Source organism: Paroceanicella profunda (assembly GCF_005887635.2).
GTDB lineage: Bacteria > Pseudomonadota > Alphaproteobacteria > Rhodobacterales > Rhodobacteraceae > Paroceanicella > Paroceanicella profunda.
Genome location: NZ_CP040818.1, coordinates 2,412,775 through 2,432,259, shown reverse-complemented (window position 1 = coordinate 2,432,259; position 19,485 = coordinate 2,412,775). Strand labels below are relative to the sequence as shown.

The following is a 19,485-nucleotide window of genomic DNA, read 5'->3' as shown; positions in this document are numbered from 1 at the left end:
CCCGGCCCCTTGCACATTCACGCGTTGTACAGGTTGTTACTCTACCGTGACCGATTTTGCCAGATTCCGCGGCTGATCCACGTCGGTACCCTTGGCCATGGCACTATAATACGCAATCAGCTGCGCGGGAACAGCATAAACCAACGGGGCGATGAAGGGGTGCACGTCCGGCATCACCAGCGTCGCCCAGGCCTCGTTGCCGGCCTGCCGCGCCCCTTCCGCGTCCGTGACCAGCACGATACGGCCGCCGCGCGCCATCACTTCCTGCATGTTGGAGACGGTCTTCTCGAACAGCGCGTCGCGCGGGGCGAGCACGATCACCGGCACGTCCTCGTCGATCAGCGCGATGGGCCCGTGCTTCAGCTCGCCGCTGGCATAGCCCTCCGCGTGGATGTAGCTCAGCTCCTTGAGCTTCAGCGCCCCCTCCAGCGCCAGCGGATACATCGACCCGCGGCCGAGGAACAGCACGTCGCGCGCCCGCGCCAGTTCCATGGAGAAGGGCGCGATGTCCGCCTCGATGGCGAGCGCGCGCGCCAGCGCACCGGGCGCGGAGGAGAGGGCGCGCACCAGCTCCTGCTCGCCTGCGGTGTCGATGGTGCCGCGCTGGCGCCCGGCGAGGATGGCGAGGCTGGCCAGTACGGTGAGCTGGCAGGTGAAGGCCTTGGTGGAGGCCACCGAGATCTCCGCCCCCGCGAGGATCGGCAGCGCCACGTCGCTTTCGCGCGCGATGGAACTCTCGGGCACGTTCACCACGGACACGGCCCGCCCCACCCGGCCGCGGGCATGGCGCAGGGCGGCCAGCGTGTCCGCCGTCTCGCCCGACTGCGAGACGAAGATCGCCACCTCGCGCCCGGTCAGCACCGGGTCGCGGTACCGGAACTCGGAGGCGATATCGATCTCCACCGGCACGCGCGCCACCTGCTCGAACCAGTATTTCGCCACGTGGCAGGCGTAATGCCCGGTGCCGCAGGCCACCAGCACGATGCGGTCCGCGCGGCTGAAATCCACGTTCATCGCCGCCTCGGCCACCAGGTTGCGCGCCTGGTCGATGTAATGGCCCAGCGCATAGGCCACCACGGTGGGCTGCTCGTGGATCTCCTTGGCCATGAAATGCTTGTGGTTGCCCTTGTCGACCAGCACGGTGTCGATGGAGACGGTCTTCATCTCGCGCGTCACCCGGTTGCCGGCGGCATCGTGGATCACCGCGCCGCCCCGGCGGATGATCGCGTAATCGCCCTCCTGCAGATAGGTGACGCGGTTGGTCATCGGGGCGAGCGCCAGCGCGTCCGAGCCCACGAACATCTCGCCGTCGCCATGCCCGATCGCCAGCGGCGAGCCGGCGCGCGCGGCAACCATCAGGTCCTCCTCGCCCTCGAACAGGAAGCACAGCGCGAAGGCCCCCTCCAGGCGCGAGAGCGTCGCCGCCGCGGCATCCCCGGGCGCAAGGCCCCGGTCGATGTAATGGGCGGCCAGCTGGGCGACCACCTCCGTGTCCGTCTCCGAGGCGAAGCTGCGCCCCTCGGCGGCCAGTTCGTCGCGGATCTCGCGGAAATTCTCGATGATGCCGTTGTGAACCACCGCCACCGAGCCCGCCCGGTGCGGGTGGGCGTTGATCTCGGTGGGGGCGCCATGCGTGGCCCAGCGCGTGTGGCCGATACCGGAATGCCCGCGGATCGGCGATTGCACCAGCAGGTCCGACAGCGCCGCGAGCTTGCCCACCGCGCGGCGGCTCTCCATGTGGCCGTGGTTCAGCGTGGCGATGCCGGCACTGTCATATCCGCGGTATTCCAGTCGCTTCAGCGCGTCGAGGATGATGGGGGCAACCTCGTGATTGCCCAGAATTCCGACGATTCCGCACATGCTCAGCCCTTCCCCTTGTCCGCCGCGGCGGCCCGTCCGGCCTTGATCGCCTTCAGCCGCTCGCGCAGGCGCAGCCCGAGGCCCGGCTTGTTCTCCTGGCGCCCGCGCGCCAGCGCCAGCGCGCCCGGCGCCACGTCGGAGGTGATGACCGATCCCGCGGCCACGAAGGCATCGTCCCCGATGCCCACCGGCGCCACCAGCACGCCGTTCGAGCCGATGAAGGCCCGCGCGCCGATCCGGGTGCGGTGCTTCATCACCCCGTCGTAATTGCAGGTGATGGTGCCCGCGCCCAGGTTCGCCGCCTCGCCCACGGAGGCATCGCCCACGTAGGAGAGGTGGTTGATCTTGGCGCCCTTGTCGATCTGGGCCTCCTTGATCTCGACGAAATTGCCCACGCGCACGTCCGCGCCCAGCTCCGCGCCCGGCCTGAGCCGCGCATAGGGCCCCACCTGCGCCCCGGAGGAGACATGACAGCCCTCCAGATGGCAGAAGGGGCGGATCTCCGCACCGTTCTCGATGGTCACCCCGGGGCCGAACACCACGTTCTGGCCGATCACCGTGTCCGCGCCGATCATCGTGTCACGGGCGAAGAACACCGTCTCCGGGGCGGTCAGGGTCACCCCCGCCTCCATCATCTCTCGGCGCCGTCCGGCCTGGAAGGCGGCCTCGGCCGCGGCGAGGTCCGCCCGTGAATTCACGCCCAGCGTCTCGGCCTCGCCGCACACCACCACGCCGGCGCGCGCGCCGGCGCCGCGCGCCAGCGCAACCAGGTCGGTCAGGTAATACTCGCCCTTCGCATTCTCGTTGCCCACCCGGGGCAGCAGGCTGCGCAGCAGGCCGGCCTCCACGCACATCACCCCGGAATTGCACAGGGTGAGCGCGCGCACCGCCGCATCGGCGTCCCGCTCCTCCACGATGGCCACCAGTTCGCCGCCCTCGCGCACCAGCCGGCCATAGCCCGCGGGTTCCGCCGCCTCGAAGCCCAGAACCACCAGCCCGGCCCCGGAGGCCCGCGCGGCGCGCATCTTCTCCAGCGTGTCGGGGCGGATGAACGGCGTGTCGCCGTAGAGGATGAACACGTCCCCCTCCACGCCCTCCAGTGCCGGCAGCGCCTGCAACACGGCATGGCCGGTGCCCAGCTGCTCGGCCTGGCGGGCGAACTGGGCCTGCGCGCACAGCGCGGAGGCCAGGGCCTCCACCTGCTCCGCCCCGTGCCCGGTGATCACCACCGTCACCTCCGGCTCCAGCTCCGCCGCCGTCGCCAGCACATGGGCAAGCATGGGCTCGCCCGCGACGCGGTGCAGAACCTTGGGCATTTCCGAAACCATGCGGCTTCCCAGCCCCGCGGCCAGGATCACGACTGCACTCGACATTTGACCTCACATCTCTTTTGAGGCGTTCTACCAGCCCGGAGGCCGGCTGCAAATCGCTGTCGGCTTCATAAATGATTACCATTCATTGCCAAGGATGCCCCCATGCGCAGCGCCGTGTTCGATCTCGACGGAACCCTCGCCGATACCGCAGCCGACCTGATCGCGGCGGCCAACCACTGCCTGGAGCCCTATGGCACGGCGCTGGACGCGGCGGTGGACGCCTCCACCGCCTTCCACGGCGGCCGGGCGATGCTGCGCCTCGGCCTGTCGCGTCTCGGCCCGGTGGACGAGATGGCGGTGGACCGGCTCTACCCCGAGCTGCTGGCCTTCTACGGCGCGCATATCTGCCGGCACACGGTGCTCTATCCCGGCGTGAGGGAGGCCCTCGACACGCTCGCCGCCACCGGCTGGCGTCTCGGCGTGTGCACGAACAAGCCGGAGGGCCTCGCACGCACCCTGCTGGGCGAACTGGGGCTGCTCGAGAGGTTCATCGCCCTCATCGGCGCGGACACGCTGCCGGTGCGCAAGCCCGACCCGGCGCCGCTGCTGGAGACCATCGCCCGGCTGGGCGGCACGCCCGCGCGCACCGCGATGATCGGCGACACGCTGACCGACCGGGCCACCGCCCGCGCCGCCGGCGTGCCCGCCATCCTCGTCACCTTCGGCCCCGAGGGCATCGACGTCGCCCGCCACAGCCCGGAGGCCCTGATCGCAGGGTATGGCGAGCTTCCCGCCCTGCTCGAGAACCTCATCCCCGCCACCCGTCACGAATCCGCTTGACCACCCCGCCAGCCCCCCTTATATCCCGCGCCACCGGGACGTTAGCTCAGTTGGTAGAGCACAGTGTTCACATCGCTGGGGTCAGTGGTTCGAGCCCACTACGTCCCACCATTATCCGGTACATCACGCTGAAACGCCCTCGCCATCCGGCGAAGGCCGGGCCATGTGTCGCGCCCTGCGGCGATGGGCTGAACGGGTGTGCCGGCGCAAGGCGCGTCCGGACTCGGCATCGCCGCCGGGGAGCCGCGCCAGAAACGCCCCGTTTCGCGAACCGCCCCGAGGCCCGCGCCCGAACGGCGCCGCCCGGTGCCCCTGACGCCGGATGTCGCCCTCCCCTCCTCCGCGCATGGCCATGCCGCACCCTGCGCGCGCGGCGCCTCCGCGCGCTCTCCGCTCCGCCGTGGCGAGGCCCCTGACAGCGCGCCAATGGTTCGCCCGCACACCGGCCCGCACCCGGAACATCTTGATTTGTCATGCCACGATCGCAACCGGCACAGCCCACCTCCCGAACCAGTCGGTACACTTATGCATACCGGACCTGCGGCAAAGCGCCCCGGAAGAGGTTGCACTCCGGGGCCGGCCCTGAAATGTCCGTGCCAGTTCATTTCGCGTCCAGGCCACGGCACCGCCCCCTGCGGCCGCCGCATCCCCAGACCGAATGCGCCTCACCGAACCCTTCTGACGGGATCAAACATGACACATTCGACTCACACCGTCTCCGCACCGGCGAAATGGCTGCTTGTCCTGCTCGGAGTGCTGCTCGCGCTCGCAGGGCTGGGGCTGGGCGCCGGTGGCGTGATGCTCATTTCACGCGGCGGAAGCTGGTACTATCTGCTGATGGGCCTCGCCCTGCTCGCCTCCGGCATCCAGATTGCCCGTGGCCGCCCCTCCGGCGCCGCGATCTACGCCGTGGCCTTCACCCTCACCGTGATCTGGGCCTTCTGGGAAGCCGGGATGGACTTCTGGGCCCTGCATGCCCGGATATTCGCCTTCCTCTGCGCCTTCTTCGTGGTGATGCTGCTGCACCCGCTCACGCTGAAACGCGCCGGTCGTGCCCCGATGGCCGGCGCGAACCTCGGCGTGGCCGGCCTCGCGCTCCTCGCCATCCTGGGCATGGGCTGGGGCATGTTCCAGCCGCACGGCCGGCATTTCACCGATGCCGCAACCGGCCGCGTCGCCGTCACCGATGCCACCCGGCAGGTGAACTGGGACCATTACGGCGCCGATGCGAACAGCGACCGCTTCGCCGCCCTCGACCAGATCAACCGCGACACCGTGAAGGACCTCCGGGTTGCCTGGACCTTCCGCACGGGCGACATCCCGCTCAGCCCGGGCGGCGGCGGCTCCGAGGATCAGGGCACCCCGCTCCAGATCGGCGACAGCCTCTACTTCTGCACCCCGCACAACACGGTGATCTCCATTGACGCGACCACCGGCACCGAGCGCTGGCGCCACGCGTTCCCCACCCAGACGCGCACCTGGGTGCGCTGCCGGGGCCTCGCCTATTTCGACGCGTCCCGGCCGCTGGCCCGCCCCGACCTTCCCGGCTCCACCCCGGTCACGCCGGTGTCCGTCGCCCCCGGGGCAGCCTGCGAACGCCGCGTCTTCATGAACACGATCGACGCCGTTCTCGTCGCCCTCGACGCGGACACCGGCGCGCTCTGCGCCGATTTCGGCAGCAACGGCACGGTCGATCTGAAGGCGGGGCTCGGCGCCTCCGAGGCACCGCTCTACTCGCTCACCTCACCGCCCGCCGTGGCCGGCACCACCGTGGTCGTCGGCGGCCGTGTCGCCGACAACGTGGCGCTGAACATGCCCGGCGGCGTGATGCGCGGCTTCGACGTGGTCACCGGCGCGATGCGCTGGGCCTTCGACCCGGGCCGCCCGGATGACCGCTCCGCCCCGCAGGACGGCAGCGTCTACACCCGCTCCACGCCGAACGTCTGGGCGCCGATGACCTATGACCCGGCCTCCAACACCGTGTTCATGCCGGTCGGCAACGCGGCGATCGACCTCTGGGGCGTGGACCGCACCCCGGAAGACGAGCGCTACGGCGCCTCGATCCTCGCGCTCGATGCCACCACGGGCGACGAGAAATGGGTCTACCAGACCGTCCACCACGACCTGTGGGACTTCGACGTGCCCATGCAGCCGACGCTGATCGACTTCCCCACCGAGGACGGCAAGAGCGTTCCCGCGCTCACGATCGGCACCAAGGCCGGCCAGATCTTCGTGCTCGACCGGCTCACCGGCCAGCCGCTGACCCGGGTGGAGGAGCAGCCGGTGAAGCCGGCCACCATCCCCGACGAGCGCTACGCCCCCACCCAGCCGGTTTCCGTCGGCATGCCGAGCATCGGCGCGCCGCATCTCACCGAGGCCGACATGTGGGGCGCCACGCCCTTCGACCAGCTGATGTGCCGGGTGATCTTCCGGGGCTACCGCTACGAGGGCCTGTTCACCGCCCCCGACACGGATTATTCGCTCAGCTTCCCCGGCTCGCTCGGCGGCATGAACTGGGGCGGGATGTCCTATGATCCCACGTCGCAGACCCTGTTCGTGAACGACATGCGCCTCGGTCTCTGGGTGCACATGGAGAAGCAGGACAGCACCGCCGCCGGCTCCAACGGCTCGGAGGCGGTGAACGCCGGCATGGGCGCCGTTCCGCTGAAGGGCACGCCCTACTCGGTGATCAAGGACCGCTTCCTCTCGCCGCTGGGCATCCCCTGCCAGGAACCGCCCTTCGGCAGCCTCACGGCCATCGACATGAAAACCCGCAAGGTGAACTGGGAAGTGCCGCTGGGCACGGTGCAGGACACCGTGCTGTTCGGGGTGAAGATGCACGCGCCCATCCCCGTCGGCATGCCCACCATCGGCGGGTCTCTGGCCACGCAGGGCGGGCTGATCTTCTTCGCCGCCACGCAGGATTACTACCTGCGCGCCTTCGACAGCGCCACGGGCGACCTGGTCTGGAAGGCCCGCATGCCGGTGGGCAGCCAGGGGACGCCGATCTCCTACGTCTCGCCTCAGGACGGGCGGCAGTACATCGTGATCTCGGCCGGCGGCGCACGCCAGTCGCCCGACCGCGGGGATTACCTGATCGCCTACGCCCTGCCGAAATCCTGACCGGCAGCCCGCCACGGGGAGGAGCCTCCGGGCTCCTCCCCCTCTCCCGCCGCTCCGATCACAAGTTTCCCGAAGCGCTGGAATGCGCCCTGCGACGCACTAGATGCAGCTTAAGCGTGTGCACAGCAGAGGTTCCACATGACCAGGCGCTCCCTCCAGACCGGCGCGATGGCGCTCACCCTCTCCGCGCTCGCCGGAATGGCCGAAGCGGACACTGCCTTCGATCACCGCTTCACCGCGCTCACCGGCGGGGAGATCAGCATGGCGGATTTCGCCGGCAAGGCGGTTCTCGTGGTCAACACCGCGTCGATGTGCGGCTACACCTACCAGTATCAGGGCCTGCAGGACCTCGCGGACCGCTACGGCGCGCGCGGCCTCGTGGTGCTGGGCGTGCCCTCCGACGATTTCCGCCAGGAATTCAATTCCGCGGACGAGGTGAAGGATTTCTGCGAGGTCAATTTCTCCATCACCTTCCCGATGACCGACATCGAGCATGTGACCGGAGAGGACGCCCACCCGTTCTACCGCTGGGCCGCGGTGGAAGGCGGCGCGCCGGCCGTGCCGCGCTGGAACTTCCACAAGTTGCTGATCGCGCCGGACGGCTCGCTCGCCGCCAGTTTCCCCACCCGCACGAAACCGGAAGACCCCGAAGTGGCCGCCCGGATCGAGGCGGTGCTCCCCGGGAGCTGACGCCACGCCGTCCTCAGCCCTCCCCCGGGCAGTCACGGTCCATAACCCCGCACGGGGGCGGCCCGCGGATGGGCGCCACCTGCGCGCGGCATCGCCATCCGACCACCCCTCCGGCGCGGCAGCCCGGAGCTAGCGCCGCGGGAGCGCGGCCTCGGCCGCGAGCACCGGCCGGGAGTGCGTGAAGACCTGGTCTTCAAGATCGGGCAGCAGGTCCGGCAGCAGGTCTTCCAGACACCCGTCCTCCGTCACGGCCTCGGGCGTCGGCGGGCCGCCAAGGATGCACCGGCGGATGGCCAGCGCCTCACGCCAGGGCAGCAGCCGGGCTTCGCTCAACAGGTAGCGCGGCTCCCATTCCGGCCGGAAGCTCTGCTTGAAGCGGTGCAGCCCGCGCAGGGACGCCATCCTCTCGTGGTCCCAGAACCGCGCCGCGAGCCGTTCGAGCAGCCGCGCGGCCAGCGGGTCGGCGCCTGCGAGCGGCGACATGCACAGGCTGAACCGGCTCGCGCCCCCGGCCTGCGCTGCCTCGATCCCGGCGCAGACCAGAGCATGCATCGTGCCGGAAGGGGCGGCCTGCGCCACGCGCATCACGTCTAGCCCCCACTCCCGTCCGTCCCCCGAGGCCCAGAGCGAGAGCAACCCCAGGGTCTCGCCGTCCCGCCGTGCCTCCAGGATGGGAAAGCCCGCCAGATAGGCCGCGTCGAACCGGCCCATGGAGAACCCGGTCTCGCGCCCGCGCGCTGCCTGCCAGGCGTCTGCAACAGGCCTGAGCCGGGCCATCGGCGCGCGTCCCGGCGCGTGCATGAGGATCTCGACGCCGGCGCGACCGGCCTGTCCGAGCTTGCGGCGCAACTCGCGCCGGTCCGCCCCGGCGGTCGAGAACCCGGCGAGATCCACCACGGCCTCGGCCCCCAGCCGGTCTGCCCGAAGCCCGGCATCGGCCAGTTGCCCGGCGAACACGGCGCCGCAGCGATAGAAGGCCGGCCGCAGCATCCGCTCCCGCGCGGCCTCCAGCACCGCACGTGCCACCTCCGGCCAGGCAGCGGGCGCGCCCACCGGATCGCCCATCATCACGAGGCAACCGCCCGATTCGCGCAGCATGGCGAAGGCCTCGCCGCCGGGGTTGAGCAGGAATTCCTTGTCTCCGCCGCGCGCCAGGCCGGCTTCGGCCTGCCCGGCGCAGGCCAGCGCCGGCCAGAGCGCCGCCGGCACCTGCCCGACACGCACCGGCGCGATCCGCCGGGCCCGGGGCTCATGCCGGATCTCCGCCTCCACCTCTGGCGCGGCAGAAAACTCGCACCGGCAGAACAGCGCGAGGCCGAGGAGGAAGGGCAGCCCGTGGTAGACCACCCGGTAGAGCAGCAGCGCCGCGGCAAGGTCGGCCTGCGGCACCTGCGGCAGGGCGGTGAACATCGCCAGTTCGAAGGCGCCGATCCCCCCGGGAGCGTTCGAGATCATGCCCGCGGCCATGGCCAGGGTGAACACCGCCAGGAAGCCGGCGAGATCGGGCGCGCCCGGCAGCAGCAGCCACAGCACCATGCCGGCCGGCACGACGTCGACCACGGCCAGCCCCACCTGCGCCGCAAGCAGGCGCGGCGGCGGCAGGCGCAGCACCCGCCCGGCAATCCTCAGTTCCGGCTGCAGCATGGCCGCGAGCCCGAGCGGCACCAGCGCCGCAATGGCCAGCCCGCCCGACAGCCGCACCGCATCCGCACCGATGCCGCTGAAATCGGAGAGCGTGTAGGGGTCCGTGAGGGCCAGCACCGCAATGACGCCGCCCAGCCCGAAGAAGAAGCCCAGGCACACGAGCATGCTCAGGGCGCCGGCGTCCGTGGCCCCGAGATGATAGCGCCGATGCATCCGCCAGCGCACCAGCGCGCCGGTGATCATGCCGAAGCCGAGGCCCTGCGAGAGCGCCGCGGCCGCGAGCCCCGCGCGCATCGCCGCCCCGCGCGGAAGGGTGATGCGCAGCTGGCGCAGGGCCAGCAGGTCGTACGAGGCCATGGCGAGGTAGCTCGGCACGGCAAGCAGCACGGCGCACAGCAGCGTCTGCGCGGTGACCTCCCGCAGGCGGGTCATCACGTCAGCGGCCTGAATCGCCGCGACTTCGCCGCCCAGCAGCCACAGCGACAGGCCCGCAAGGCCCAGCATCGCCGCTGCGCGCAGCATCCATCCGCGACGCATCCGCGCGCCATTGCCCTGGCGCGACACCGCGCCTTCGACGTGAGCCATATGCTCCCTCCCCGTGGATAAACTCGCAACCCCGGGGTCAGGGATAGACTGCAACACTTGCGGAGGAGTTAACCGGAGGCATCGTTTCGAAAGCCGAAACAGCCCGGGCCGGCCCGAACCGCTTGCGAAAGCGGTTCCGCGCCTCCATATCCCCGCCAGCCGGGCAGGGTCCGGCGCCCCATTCCCTTTTCAGGATAGAAACGATGTCATCTGGAAAACGTCGTGCCTGGGCCGTCGCCGCGCTCGCAGCGGCCTGGGCGGCCGTCACGGTCACCTCCGCCGTGCTCAGCCTCTCGGCAGGCTGAGTCCAGCGCGAATCCTTGCCCTTTCCCACCTTTGGTCCTATAGACCGCGCTTTGACGAGGGTGGCAACGCCCCCGCCTTCACACGAGCCGGAGTTGACGATGGCCCGCCGCAGAATGGTTTACGAGGGCAAGGCGAAGATCCTCTACGAAGGCCCCGAACCCGGGACCCTGATCCAGTATTTCAAGGATGACGCCACAGCCGGTAACGGTGCCAAGAAAGACGTGGTCGAAGGCAAGGGGGTGCTGAACAACCGCATCTCGGAGCATGTGATGACCGGTCTGAACGCCATCGGCGTTCCCACCCATTTCATTCGCAGGCTGAACATGCGCGAGCAGCTCGTTCGCGCAGTCGAGATGATTCCGCTCGAGATCGTGGTGCGCAACGTTGCCGCCGGGTCCCTGTCCACCCGGCTCGGCATCGAGGAAGGCACCCCCCTTCCGCGGCCGATCATCGAGTTCTACCTCAAGGACGATGCGCTCGGAGACCCGATGGTCACCGAGGAGCACATCATCGCCTTCAACTGGGCCGCCCAGCAGGATATCGACGACATCATTTCCCTTGCACTGCGTGTTAACGACTTCATGTCAGGGATGATGATGGGCGTCGGCATCCGGCTCATCGATTTCAAGATCGAGATCGGCCGGCACTGGGAAGGCGATTTCCATCGGCTCGTCGTGGCCGATGAGATCAGCCCCGACAGCTGCCGCCTGTGGGACGCCAAGTCGGGTGACAAGCTCGACAAGGACGTCTTCCGCCGCGATCTCGGTTCGATCGCGGACACGTATTCGGAGGTCGCCCAGCGCCTCGGCATCATGCCGCGGCCGGGTGAGCGCACCGAGGGCAAGCGCGGCCCGAAGCTGGTGCACTGACGCAGGTGCGCTGAGCTGCCCCGGGGCGTCGGCCCCGACAGGACCTGCCGGCCGCCCCCCGGGGCGACCGGACACTCCCCCGGCGCACGGCGACAGGCCGTGATACTCCGCCGGGGCGCCTTCGCCCGCCGCTCCGCGCGAGCATCGGGCACCGCCCCATCGGGTGGAGACCATGGCCGGCTGCGCAGGTCCGCTCCCCGGAGCGGGCGGCGCAGGCCCCGCGCGGGGCAAGGCCGCGAAGTGCCCCTGCCGGGCGAGATGTCCATACGCCCTTGCCGGGCACGCCTGCCAGACCGCCGCACCCGGCGCGAATTCAGACCGAACGGAGACGACACGCATGCATGCCCGCGTTCACATCACCCTCAAGCCCGGTGTCCTCGATCCGCAGGGAGAGGCGGTGCGCCACGCGCTCGGCGCCATCGGTTTCAACGGCGTCAATGGCGTGCGTCAGGGCAAGGTGATCGACCTCGACCTGCACGGCATCGAGCCCGCGAAGGCCGAAGAAGAAGTGCGCCAGATGTGCGAGAAGCTGCTCGCCAACACCGTGATCGAGAATTATACGGTGGAAATTCTCTGACACGTCCCCCGGGGGCAGGTCAGACCAGCTGAGACTGCGGTCGGGCCCTGCAGGGCCCGCCGGGAAACACCGGCCCGTTCACGCGCCGCCCGGCCCGGCGCTTCTGGAGAGTGACCATGAAAACCGCTGTCATCGTGTTCCCCGGCTCCAACTGCGACCGAGACCTCGCCCGCGCCCTCGAACAGGCCACCGGCCGCCCGGCCACCATGGTCTGGCACAAGGAAACCGCGCTTCCGGGCGGGCTCGATCTGGTCGCCCTGCCCGGCGGCTTTTCCTTCGGTGACTACCTGCGCTGCGGCGCCATCGCCGCGCGTTCGCCCATCATGCGCGCCGTGGTCGAGTTCGCCCGCGGCGGCGGCCATGTGCTCGGCATCTGCAACGGCTTCCAGGTCCTGCTCGAAACCGGGCTGCTGCCCGGCGCCCTGCTGCGCAACGCCGGCCTCAACTTCGTCTGCCGCGACGTGCACCTGAACGTCGAGACCACGGACAGCCCGTTCACCGGCGCCTGGCACAACGGCGGCGTCGCCCGCATCCCCGTCGCCCATCACGACGGCAATTACCTGGTGGACGATTCCCTGCTGGACCGCCTGCATGGCGAAGGCCGCGTCGCCTTCACCTATTGTGACGCGATGGGCAACGTGACGGATGAGAGCAACCCCAACGGCTCGGTCAGCAACATCGCCGGCGTGCTCTCCGCGAACCGCCGCGTGCTCGGCATGATGCCGCACCCGGAGCGCCTCTCGGACCCCGCCCTTGGCGGTTCTGACGGCGCCAAGCTGTTCGAAAGTCTGGCCGGGGCCCTCGCCCCCGCCTGAGCCTGGCCCCGCGGCCGCTCCCGACGCCGGCCAGCCTCGCGCCCGTCACCGGGCCGTCGACGACCCGACGGGGCTCGATGCCCCTGAGGGGCGTTCCCCCTCCGGACGGGGCGTTGCGCCCGGGGCCGGGCTGCGCCGGTTCCCCAGCGCCCCCGGCAGGCCGCGTCAATACCAGAGCGTGCGGGCGTCCTGGTCCATGCCGGCATAGAGGCTGGCAACCTCCTCGGCATATCCGTTGAACAGCTGCGTCGGCACCTGGTCGCCCGTGCCCAGCACCCGCTCCTCTGCCTGGCTCCAGCGCGGATGCGGGACCTTCGGGTTCACATTGGCCCAGAACCCGTATTCGGAGCTCTGCAGCGCCTCCCAGAAGCTGGAGGGCTGCTCGTCGGTGAAGCTGATCCGCACCACCGACTTCACGGACTTGAAGCCGAACTTCCACGGCAAATGCAGCCGCATGGGCGCACCCATCGATTTCGGCAGGTCCTTGCCGTAGGCCCCCACCACCATGAAGGCGAGCGGGTTCATCGCCTCCTCCACCGTCAGCCCCTCCACGTAGGGCCAGGGGTACCAGGTCTGGCGCTGGCCCGGCGCGATCTCCGGATCCTTGAAGGTCTCCATCCGCACGTATTTCGCATCCGAACTCGGCCCGGCCATGCCGATCAGCTCCGACAGCGGGAAGCCGATCCACGGCACCACCATCGACCAGGCCTCCACGCAGCGGTGGCGGACGATCCGCTCCTCCAGCGGCATGCGCTTGAGCAGGTCCTCCATCCCGATCTCCATCGGCGTGTCGACCATCCCGTCGATCTTCACCGTCCAGGGGTCGGTCTCCAGCGCCTCGGCCTGCCGGGAAATCGACTTCGACATGCCGAATTCGTAGAAGTTGTTGTAGGTGCTGTTGATGGATTCCTCCGTCACCGCCCGCCCTGCGTCGGCGAAGGACGGGTTCATCTGCGGCTCCGGCGAAAACCCGGTGGCGGCGGAGGCGAGCCGCGGCAGCGCGGCGGACAGGCCGATGCCCGCCATTCCGGCCAGGATCGTCCGTCGGTTCAGGAAGCAGGCTTCCGGCGTGACCTCGCGTTCCGGGATGATCCAGCGGGGCTTGCGGTGATAGTGCATCGGGCTCTCCTCATGGCTCGGGTGCATGCACCCCCGCCCCGATCCTAGTCGCAACACCGCCCCACATCCAATCAAAGGCGCTTGAGCCGGCCCCCGCGCCGCCATATCCTCGCGCCATGACCCCATCGCCAGCCCGGACCAGAGACGCCATTGCGGCGCGGCGCAGATCGCTCCTGCGCCGGGGCCTGGCCGTGCTCGCGGTGACACTGGTCGCGCTGCTGATCTGGGGCAGTCACAACTACCTCACCACCTTCTACTCCGAGGACCTGCGCAACCGCGCCAACGTGCGCGCCGCCATCTACAACGGCTCGCTGCTGAACGTGCTGGAGCGCCATCAGCTCATCCCGTCCGTCCTCGCGCGCGACCGCACCCTCACCGATGCGCTGATGCGCGGCCAGTATGCAATGACCTCCGCCCGGCTCATCGACATCAACGACGAGCTGAAGGCCCGCAACCTGCTGCTGTTCGACGCCACCGGCCGCATCGTCGCCTCCTCCGACCGCCGGCTGCTGGGCACCTCCCGCGCCGACCGCCCCTATTTCCGCGAGGCCGCGCGCGAGAACACCACCATCTTCACCACCACGGGCGTGGCGGAGCGCGAGCTGGGCTTCTTCTTCGCCCATGCCGTGCGCTCGGGCGGCCAGCTCCTCGGCGTCATCGCCGTGCAGGTGAACCTCGGGGAGCTGGAGGCCTCCTGGGCGCGGGACACGGGCCGCGTCTTCGTCACCAATGCGGAGGACGTGGTCATCCTCTCCTCCCACCCGGACTGGCGCTACAAGCTGCTCTCGCCGCTGCTGGAGGAGGCGCGCATGGCCGCCCTGCGCTCGCGCCAGCTCGGCGGGCTGGAGATCCTGCCGATGGACTGGACCGGCACCGGCCGTCAGGTGCGCATCGGCGGCGCCACCTACCTGCGCCGCGACGTCTCCATCGGCTTCCGCGGCTGGACGCTGAACTACCTCGCCCCGCTCGACGACGTGCGCGCCCGGGTGAACGCGGTGATCGCGCTGGAGATCATGGCCGTCGCCCTGCTGGTGGCGTTGATCTTCTGGATCCGCTCCAAGCAGGCCTGGCGGCGCTTCCTGCGGCTGGAGCGCGAATCCGCCGAGCTGCGCGACCTCAACCGCCGCCTCTCCGACGAGATCCTGGAGCGCCGCCGCGTGGAGCAGACACTGGCGCGCACGGAGCAGAGCCTGGTGCAGGCCTCCAAGCTCGCCGCCCTCGGCCAGATGTCGGCCGCGGTGAGCCATGAGCTGAACCAGCCCCTCGCGGCCATGCGCACCTACATCGCCGGCGCGCGCCTGCTCATCGAGCGCGGCCGCATGCCGGAGGCGCATTCCTCCATCCAGCGCATCGACGACCTGATCGGCCGCATGGCCATGCTCACCCGCCAGCTCAAGTCCTTCGCGCGCAAAGGCGAGGACGAGATCCGCCCGCTGGACCTGCGCGACGCCATCAAGGGCGCGCTCTCGGTGATGTCGCCCCAGCTCGGCCAGGTGCGCGTGGAACTGGTGACCGACATGCCCTCCACCCCGGTGATGATCCGGGGCGACCAGCTGCGCATCGAGCAGATCCTGGTGAACCTGCTGCGCAACGCGCTCGACGCCCTGCGCGGCCAGGACGACCGGCGCATCGACGTCACCCTGGTGCCCGGGCCCCTGCCCACCATCCGCGTGTCGGACAACGGACCGGGACTTCCGAAGGAACCCGATGCCCTGTTCGAACCTTTCTTCACCACGAAGCGTCCCGGCGAGGGGCTTGGCCTCGGACTCGCCATTTCCGCCGGCATCGCGCAGGATCTGGGAGGCGAGCTTACGGCCCGAAACCTCGTGCGTGGGGGCGCATGCTTCGAGCTCACGCTCCCGGCCTTGCAGAAACTGGACACCGCAGCAGAATGATCCCGCTTCCCCCTACCCCCGTCGCCATTGTCGATGACGAGGAGGACATGCGCGCCTCCATCGGCCAGTGGATGGAGCTTTCGGGCTTCATCCCCGCCCCGTTCGAAAGCGGCCTGGCCGCGCTGGATGCCATCGGCCCGGATTTCTCCGGCGTGGTCATCACCGACGTGCGCATGCCCGAGATGGACGGCATGACCCTGCTCAGCCGCCTGCTGGAACGTGACAGCGACCTGCCGGTCATCCTCATCACCGGCCACGGCGACGTGCCGATGGCCGTGGAGGCGATGCGCGTGGGCGCCTATGACTTCCTGGAGAAGCCCTTCAACCCGGACCGGCTGACCGACCTGGTGCGCCGCGCCGCCGAGGCCCGGCGCCTCGTGCTGGAGAACCGCGCGCTGCGGCGGGAACGCGCCGACGGCTCCGCCCTCCTGCGCCAGATCGCCGGGGAGAGCCCGGTGATCCGCCGGTTGCGCGAGGACATCCTCGACGGCGCCGTCACCGGCGCCAACGTGCTCGTCCAGGGCGAGACCGGCACCGGCAAGACCATGATCGCCCGCGCCCTGCACGGCTGCTCGCCGAACGCGGAGGGGCCCTTCATCACGCTCAACTGCGCCGCCCTGCCGGAGGACGCCCCGATGACCGCCCTGCAGGACCGGCTGATCGCCGCGCGCGGCGGCACGCTGTTCCTCGACGAGGTCACCGCCCTGCCGCCGCCCCTGCAGCCGCATCTGGTCGACGCGCTGCATGACACCTCCCCCGGCGCGCCGCGCCTGATCGCCGCCGCGCCCGAGGGCACCGACGAGGCCATCGCCGATGGCCGGCTGCGCAAGGACCTCTACTTCCGCCTCGCGGCGATGGAGCTGATCGCGCCACCGCTGCGCGACCGGGGCGAGGACATCCTGCTGCTGTTCGATCTCTTCGCGCAGTCCCTCGCCGCCGAGCACAATGCCACGCCGCCGGCGCTCTCGGCCGATGACGCAGCCACGCTGCTGCAGTTCCCCTGGCCCGGCAATGTCCGCCAGCTGCGCAACCTCGCCGAGCGCGCGGTGCTGCGCGCCAAGCGCGGCCCCGTGGTGCTGGCGGAGCTGCTGGACCCCGTGGCCCCCTCGGGCAGCGAGCAGCTTCCGCAGGACCTGCGCCCCCTGAAGGACCACGTGGAAGCCTTCGAGCGCATGATGATCCGCAACGCCCTGCGCCGGCACCGCGGCTCCATCGCGGAGGTGATGGAGGAACTCGCCCTCCCCCGCCGCACGCTCAACGAGAAGATGGCCCGCTACGCGATCTCGCGCTCCGACTTCGTCTGACCCGGCGCGCGCCCTCCCCGACCAAAAAAAGTCGCCGCAACCCGGTGTGGGTGCGGCGACAGTCAGGCGAACCGGGAGGTGGTCGAGGGACAGGGACAAGGCCATCGACTGATCGGAAGAGGCAGAAGACCGATCTCCGGCAGGGGCGCCGGATCTCCGGACGGTTCGCAGGCGAAACAGGGTCGAGTGCAGGCTCAGAACATGCCGGCAACACCGAAGAGCGCGACCAGAAGCACGGTCAATGCCATCAATCCCACGACATCCTCTGCTGCTGCGCGGCGGGCGGGATCAGTGTCTCGTACGATGCGGATCAGGGTCGCCATGGGGTGTCTCCCTCGGTGAGCGGTTAATGTTTCCTTAATGTTCCCGCTCCACCCTCCGGAGTCAAGAACTTTAAGAGAACAAACGCGAACAAACCCTCAACCGATTGATATCAAACGGATCGTCTCATCCCGTCCCATGAGGTAGAGGAGGACCCGCAGCGCCTGACCGCGCGCCGATTCGAGGCTGGAATCCCGCGCGAGGATGAGTCGCGCATCGTCCTGCGCGATCTTCATCAGGTCGGCCTGCCCCTCCAGATCGGCGATTCGGAACTTCGGCAGGCCGGATTGCTGGTGGCCGATGAGATCGCCCGCGCCGCGCAGGCGCAGGTCCTCCTCCGCGATGCGGAAGCCGTCCTCCGTCTCGCGCAGGATGGAGAGGCGCGCCTGCGCGGTCTCGCCCAGCGGCGGGTCGTAGAGCATCAGGCAGGTGGACTTGCCCGCCCCGCGCCCCACCCGGCCGCGCAGCTGGTGGAGCTGGGCGAGGCCGAAGCTCTGCGCGCCCTCGATCACCATGATCGTGGCCTCGGGCACGTTCACCCCCACCTCGATCACCGTGGTGGCCACCAGCAGCCGCGTGCGCCCGGCGATGAAATCGGCCATCGCCGCATCCTTCTGCGCGGGGGGCATCTGGCCGTGCACGAGGCCCACCAGCCCCTCGCCCAGCGCGGCGCGCAGCGCCTGCGCGCGGTCCTCGGCGGCGGTCATCGCCACGGTCTCGCTCTCCTCCACCAGCGGGCACACCCAGTAGGCGCGCCGCCCCTCGGCAAGCGCGCCGCGCAGCCGCTCCACCACCTCCGAAAGGCGGCCGGAGGACACGAGCACGGTGTCGATCGGCTGGCGCCCCGGCGGCTTCTCGTCCAGCACCGAAAGGTCCATGTCGCCGTAGGTGGAGAGCGCGAGGCTGCGCGGGATCGGCGTCGCGGTCATCACCAGCACGTCCGGCGCCTGGCCCTTGGCGCCCAGCTCCATGCGCTGGCGCACGCCGAAACGGTGCTGCTCGTCCACCACGGCAAGGCGCAGATCGGCGAAGGCGATGTCGCGCTGGAACAGCGCATGGGTGCCGATGGCGATGTCGATCTCGCCCGCCGCCAGCCGGGCGCGCTTCTCCGCCCGCTCCGCGCCCTTGTCGCGCCCGGTGAACAGGCCCACGCGCAGGCCCGCCGCCTCGGCCAGCGGGCCGATGCCCTCCAGGTGCTGGCGGGCGAGGATCTCCGTGGGGGCCATCAGCGCCGCCTGCCCGCCCGCCTCCGCCGCGATGGCCATGGCGAGCATGGCGACCAGCGTCTTGCCCGCGCCCACGTCGCCCTGCAGCAGGCGGTTCATGCGCAGCGCGCCGGCCATGTCACCGGCGATCTCCTCCACCGCGCGGGCCTGCGCGCCAGTGGGGGCATAGGGGAGTGCGGCGAGCAGCTTCGCGCGCAGCGCGCCGTCTCCGGCGGTGCGGCGGCCCTTCGCGCGCTTCATCCGCGCACGGGCCAGCGCGAGGGTGAGCTGATGCGCCAGCAGCTCGTCATAGGCGAGGCGCTCGCGCGCGGCAGCCATGCGCCCCGCGTCCCCCGGCACCGGGGCGTGGACGAGGTGCAGCGCCTCCCGCCAGTCCGGCCAATGGTGCTTCGCGCGCAGGCCGCGGTCCAACCAGTCCGGCAGATCCGGCGCGCGCTCCAGTGCCCCGGTGACGGCCTTCTGCATCGCCCGCTGGGTGATGCCGGCCCCGATGGGATAGACCGGCTCGTAGCGCGGCAGGGTGCCGGCCTCCTCGGGCAGCAGGATATGGTCAGGGTGGACCATCTGGGCGAGGCCCTCGAACACTTCCACCTTGCCCGAGACCACCCGGCGTTCCCCGGGCGGGAGCTGGCGCGTCAGCCACTCCTCGCGCGCATGGAAGAAGACGAGCTGGAACTCGGCGGCGTCATCCTCCACCCAGATGCGGTAGGGGCGGCCGCGCTGGCGGGCCGGCATGTGGCCGCCGATCGTCACCTCCACCGTCACCACGCCGGGCAGCGTGGCGCCCTGGATGGAGGCGCGGGGCGTCCGGTCGGTGAAATGCGAGGGCAGCGTGAAGCACAGGTCGCGCGGGCGGGCGATGCCGAGCTTCTCCAACGCCTTCGCGGTCTTCGGCCCCACGCCCGGCAGGGCCGGGAGATCGGCGAAGAGGGGGAACAGAATCTCGGGGCGGCCCTGGCTCATGACTGCCTACATGCCACGGCGGCGGCCCGGCGCAA

The 19,485-nt window shown here is 70.2% G+C and carries 14 protein-coding genes and 1 tRNA gene; 9 read left to right on the top strand and 6 right to left on the bottom strand.

Going from position 1 to position 19,485, the window contains the following annotated elements; all coding sequences use genetic code 11:
* Positions 1 to 36: 36 nt before the first annotated feature.
* Both glmS and glmU read right to left on the bottom strand, forming a co-directional pair.
* On the bottom strand, positions 37 to 1,860 hold the full coding sequence (gene glmS, locus FDP22_RS10855; RefSeq protein ID WP_138572859.1) for a glutamine--fructose-6-phosphate transaminase (isomerizing): 1,824 nt from the start codon (positions 1,858 to 1,860) through the stop codon (positions 37 to 39).
* A gap of 2 nt (positions 1,861 to 1,862) precedes the next feature.
* Positions 1,863 to 3,233 carry a bifunctional UDP-N-acetylglucosamine diphosphorylase/glucosamine-1-phosphate N-acetyltransferase GlmU gene (glmU, locus tag FDP22_RS10850; RefSeq protein WP_138572857.1) on the bottom strand — a complete coding sequence of 457 codons (1,371 nt, stop codon included), beginning with the start codon at positions 3,231 to 3,233 and terminating at the stop codon, positions 1,863 to 1,865.
* A gap of 102 nt (positions 3,234 to 3,335) precedes the next feature.
* On the opposite strand from glmU, the gene FDP22_RS10845 reads away from it, so the two are divergent.
* The 4 genes from FDP22_RS10845 to FDP22_RS10830 all read left to right on the top strand — a co-directional run bounded on the left by FDP22_RS10845 (position 3,336) and on the right by FDP22_RS10830 (position 7,826).
* Positions 3,336 to 4,013 (top strand): HAD-IA family hydrolase, encoded by a 678-nt coding sequence (locus FDP22_RS10845; protein ID WP_138572855.1) that lies wholly within the window; start codon positions 3,336 to 3,338, stop codon positions 4,011 to 4,013.
* A 35-nt stretch (positions 4,014 to 4,048) separates the two neighbouring features.
* Positions 4,049 to 4,124: transfer RNA gene (locus FDP22_RS10840), tRNA-Val, on the top strand.
* A 582-nt stretch (positions 4,125 to 4,706) separates the two neighbouring features.
* Positions 4,707 to 7,136, top strand: coding sequence for a membrane-bound PQQ-dependent dehydrogenase, glucose/quinate/shikimate family (locus FDP22_RS10835; RefSeq protein ID WP_138572853.1), 2,430 nt, complete (start codon positions 4,707 to 4,709; stop codon positions 7,134 to 7,136).
* Between the two features lie 138 nt (positions 7,137 to 7,274).
* Complete coding sequence (locus tag FDP22_RS10830) at positions 7,275 to 7,826, top strand: glutathione peroxidase (protein ID WP_138572851.1); 552 nt, start codon at positions 7,275 to 7,277, stop codon at positions 7,824 to 7,826.
* 129 nt (positions 7,827 to 7,955) lie between these two features.
* Here the strand turns inward: FDP22_RS10830 and FDP22_RS10825 are convergent, their stop codons facing one another.
* The gene (locus tag FDP22_RS10825) at positions 7,956 to 10,055 is read right to left on the bottom strand and encodes a phosphatidylglycerol lysyltransferase domain-containing protein (RefSeq protein WP_138572849.1); all 2,100 of its coding nucleotides are present in this window, start codon (positions 10,053 to 10,055) and stop codon (positions 7,956 to 7,958) included.
* A 404-nt stretch (positions 10,056 to 10,459) separates the two neighbouring features.
* On the opposite strand from FDP22_RS10825, the gene purC reads away from it, so the two are divergent.
* The 3 genes from purC (at position 10,460) to purQ (ending at position 12,622) form a co-directional block, all read left to right on the top strand.
* Positions 10,460 to 11,230 carry a phosphoribosylaminoimidazolesuccinocarboxamide synthase gene (purC, locus tag FDP22_RS10820; RefSeq protein WP_138572847.1) on the top strand — a complete coding sequence of 257 codons (771 nt, stop codon included), beginning with the start codon at positions 10,460 to 10,462 and terminating at the stop codon, positions 11,228 to 11,230.
* Between the two features lie 337 nt (positions 11,231 to 11,567).
* Positions 11,568 to 11,807, top strand: coding sequence for a phosphoribosylformylglycinamidine synthase subunit PurS (purS, locus tag FDP22_RS10815; RefSeq protein ID WP_138572845.1), 240 nt, complete (start codon positions 11,568 to 11,570; stop codon positions 11,805 to 11,807).
* A 116-nt stretch (positions 11,808 to 11,923) separates the two neighbouring features.
* On the top strand, positions 11,924 to 12,622 hold the full coding sequence (purQ, locus tag FDP22_RS10810; protein ID WP_138572843.1) for a phosphoribosylformylglycinamidine synthase subunit PurQ: 699 nt from the start codon (positions 11,924 to 11,926) through the stop codon (positions 12,620 to 12,622).
* A 165-nt stretch (positions 12,623 to 12,787) separates the two neighbouring features.
* On the opposite strand, the gene msrP is transcribed toward purQ, so the two are convergent.
* Entirely contained in the window at positions 12,788 to 13,741 is a 954-nt protein-coding gene (gene msrP / locus FDP22_RS10805) for a protein-methionine-sulfoxide reductase catalytic subunit MsrP (protein WP_138572841.1), read from the bottom strand.
* Positions 13,742 to 13,932: 191 nt separating this feature from the next.
* Between msrP and FDP22_RS10800 the strand changes: the two genes are divergently transcribed.
* Complete coding sequence (locus FDP22_RS10800; RefSeq protein WP_170317659.1) at positions 13,933 to 15,636, top strand: sensor histidine kinase; 1,704 nt, start codon at positions 13,933 to 13,935, stop codon at positions 15,634 to 15,636.
* Positions 15,633 to 16,940 carry a sigma-54-dependent transcriptional regulator gene (locus FDP22_RS10795; protein WP_138572837.1) on the top strand — a complete coding sequence of 436 codons (1,308 nt, stop codon included), beginning with the start codon at positions 15,633 to 15,635 and terminating at the stop codon, positions 16,938 to 16,940. The genes FDP22_RS10800 and FDP22_RS10795 overlap by 4 nt, the downstream gene beginning before the upstream one ends.
* 194 nt (positions 16,941 to 17,134) lie before the next feature.
* Here the strand turns inward: FDP22_RS10795 and FDP22_RS25150 are convergent, their stop codons facing one another.
* The gene (locus FDP22_RS25150) at positions 17,135 to 17,263 is read right to left on the bottom strand and encodes a hypothetical protein (RefSeq protein WP_277884132.1); all 129 of its coding nucleotides are present in this window, start codon (positions 17,261 to 17,263) and stop codon (positions 17,135 to 17,137) included.
* Positions 17,264 to 17,359: 96 nt separating this feature from the next.
* The gene (gene recG / locus FDP22_RS10790; RefSeq protein ID WP_138572835.1) at positions 17,360 to 19,450 is read right to left on the bottom strand and encodes an ATP-dependent DNA helicase RecG; all 2,091 of its coding nucleotides are present in this window, start codon (positions 19,448 to 19,450) and stop codon (positions 17,360 to 17,362) included.
* Between the last annotated feature and the right edge of the window lie 35 nt (positions 19,451 to 19,485).